We start from the raw sequence: 2919 nt of genomic DNA, 5'->3' as shown, positions 1-2919 counted from the left end.
GCCGTGGACACTGCGGCCAAAACGGGGGCCGCTTCGGTTTATGTCGAAATATTGAGCAAGCACGGCACGCGGGTGCTCAAGGCGCAGGAGCCAGATGCTCAGGACCAGCCGCAAACACCCAGCGACGGCAGCGGCTACTGAAGGCGTACAACAAAAGGATTTGCCTGCACTGCAGACAAGGTCAAGGCACGATGGCGGTGAAGAGATAGACCGCGAAGATGACCAAATGCAGGGTTCCCTGCATGACCGTTGTGCGTCCCGTGCCCAGCGACAGGGTCGCCACAATGAGTGACAGCACCAGCAAGACGGTGGACTTTTCGTCGATGCCTAGTGAGAGCGTCATGCCCGTTACCAATGACACCACGGCCACTGCGGGGATGGTCAATCCGATGCTGGCCAATGCCGAGCCCAAGGCCAGGTTCAGACTGGTCTGCAGGCGATTGGCCCGGGCGGCCTGGTACGCGGCAATGCTCTCAGGCAACAACACCACCGCAGCAATGATGATGCCCACCAGCGCTTTGGGCGCGTCCATCTTGTCGACCGCCGCCTCCAACGCTGGCGTAAGCGCTTTGGCCAAAAGCACCACACTGACCAAACAGCCCAATAAAAGGGCCGTGCTCAACATGGCTAATTTTCTGGAGGGCGGTGCGGCATGTATTTGGGGATCACCTGCAGCCACCGCCGGCAGAAAATAGTCCCGATGACGCACAGTCTGGACCAGCACAAACGTGCCATACAACACCACAGAAACAATGGCGATGAAGGTCAGTTGGCTGCTGCTGTAAACCGGCCCCATGGTGGTCGTGGTGTAGTTCGGCAACACCAAGGTCAGCACCGAAATTGCTGCCAGGGTGGCCAAGGCGGCAGACACCCCAAGCTGGCTGAAGCTTTGTTCGCCATGGCGTTGGCCACCCGCCAGCAGGCAAATGCCCACCATACCGTTGAGAATGATCATGATCGAAGCAAACACGGTGTCACGCGCCAGCCCGGTCGCCGCCTCTCCGGCGGACATCATCATGGAGACGATCAGCGCCACCTCAATGGCAGTGACTGAAATGGCCAGCACCAGCGTTCCATAGGGCTCACCGACACGGTGCGCCACCACCTCCGCATGGAACACCGCCGCCAAAATGCCCGTTATCAGTCCTGCCACCAACATCACATCCAACACCCACCCTCCCGCAAAAGCGGGACCAACCCATGAAAAAACCAGGGCCACCCCGGCCAGAACAGGGCCCATGACCGCCCAAATGGGTAATTGAGAAGACAGTTTCATGGTCAGAGTCTAGCCAACTTCGACGGCGCGCACGCTCCGACTTGAGTCAATGTCCTTCACTTGAAACGCCACAAGAGATGGCACAGGAAACCGCCTGCCGATGCCGATCCATCACAAGCCCAAGGTCTTTGCGGCTCCTCAGGCCCGCGCAAACAGCTGCTCAATCACCCTGCGCATCCACTGCTGGTCAAGGTCTTTTTCGGTGCTGCTGTGCCATACCAGATTCACTTCGTAAGTGGGGGCGTCCTCGAGGGTCCACATTTGCAGGGCCATGCGCTGACCCAGATCGCGGGCGTACATCTCGGGCACGATGCACAGCAGGTCGGTGTTTTGCGCCAGTTCGGCAATCGCGCCAAAGTGCCGGGGGCGCATCAGGATGCGGTCTTGCAATTTCATGCCCGTCAGCATTTTCTCCACGCTGCCGTGGAAGGTGGCGGTGGGCGAGACCACCACAAAGTGCGCCTGCGCCAATTGCGCATGGCTGAGCGTGCTGCTGCGCCCGCCGGGGGTGGGTGTCCAGTTTTTGGATGAAATGGCCATGTAGCGTTCTTTGAACAACAACTGGCTGCGCACGCCTGCGTGTTGGGGTTTCAAAATACCAATCGCCATGTCAATGTCGCGCGACTCTAGGGCTTGCGCCACCTGAGACGCGTCCACCGAGATGTTGGACAAGCTGGCCAGGGGCGCTTGGCTGCGCAGTGCCGAGGCCAGGCGCGGCAAAAACAAAATTTCACCCAAGTCAGACAAGGACAAACGCCAATGGCGGTGACTGCTTTGGGCGCTGAAAGGCTGGTGGTTGAGCACCAGACTTTCCATGGCCAACAGTTGCGACTGCATGGCCGGTGCCAGTTGCTCGCACAAGCGCGTGGGCTGCAAACCTGCGGGCGAGCGCACAAACAAGTCATCGCCAAAAAACGCCCGCAAACGCGCCAGCGCATTGCTGGTGGCGGGTTGTGACAAGGCCAGCGCCTTGCCTGCGGCCGTGACAGATCGGGTGCGGTGGATCGCCACCAGCACACGCAAAAGGTTCAGGTCGAGTTGTCGGAAATTCATGTTGATCCCATGGCTCAAACGAATAAGGGTTGCTACTAATTATTCACGCAGTCAATGTACAACATTGGAAGAATCCATTTGCTTGGCCCCCACAGCTGACCTACATTGAAATCAATTCAATGGGTTATTCAGGAGCTGAACGCTCCGCGAAAGGTTCTGGACATGGCTGAACGCTCATTTGTGCAAGAGGTGCAAAAACTTCGCCTGGGTGATGGCGACGAGTTCCACGGCGAGGGCATTCTGGCCGTCACCAAGGCCTTGCTGCAGTCGGGCGTGTCGTATGTGGCGGGCTACCAAGGCGCGCCGATCTCGCACTTGATGGACGTGCTGACCGACGCCAACGACATCCTGCAAGAACTGGGCGTGCATTTCGAGCACAGCGCCTCAGAGGCCACGGCGGCCGCCACTTTGGCCGCCTCGGTCAATTACCCGTTGCGCGGTGCGGTCACGTTCAAATCCACAGTGGGCACCAATGTGGCGTCTGACGCGCTGGCCAACCTGGCTTCGGGCGGCGTCACCGGCGGCGCCATGCTGATCGTGGGCGAGGACTACGGCGAAGGTTCGAGCATCATGCAAGAGCGCTCGCACGC

General features: G+C 59.3%; 2 protein-coding genes and 1 pseudogene. 1 reads left to right on the top strand and 2 read right to left on the bottom strand.

What is annotated here, in order from left to right; all coding sequences use genetic code 11:
* Positions 1–181: 181 nt before the first annotated feature.
* Positions 182–1276 (bottom strand): calcium:proton antiporter, encoded by a 1095-nt coding sequence (locus tag ACIQ47_RS15910; protein ID WP_396439007.1) that lies wholly within the window; start codon positions 1274–1276, stop codon positions 182–184.
* A gap of 138 nt (positions 1277–1414) precedes the next feature.
* Complete coding sequence (locus ACIQ47_RS15905; protein WP_396439006.1) at positions 1415–2329, bottom strand: LysR family transcriptional regulator; 915 nt, start codon at positions 2327–2329, stop codon at positions 1415–1417.
* Between the two features lie 162 nt (positions 2330–2491).
* Between ACIQ47_RS15905 and ACIQ47_RS15900 the strand changes: the two are divergent.
* A pseudogene (locus ACIQ47_RS15900) lies at positions 2492–2919 on the top strand (indolepyruvate ferredoxin oxidoreductase); the annotation flags it as partial.

Origin of the sequence: Limnohabitans sp. (assembly GCF_044373035.1) — a bacterium.
Classification (GTDB): Bacteria; Pseudomonadota; Gammaproteobacteria; order Burkholderiales; family Burkholderiaceae_C; genus Limnohabitans_A.
This window is presented reverse-complemented; position numbering and strand designations above follow the sequence as displayed.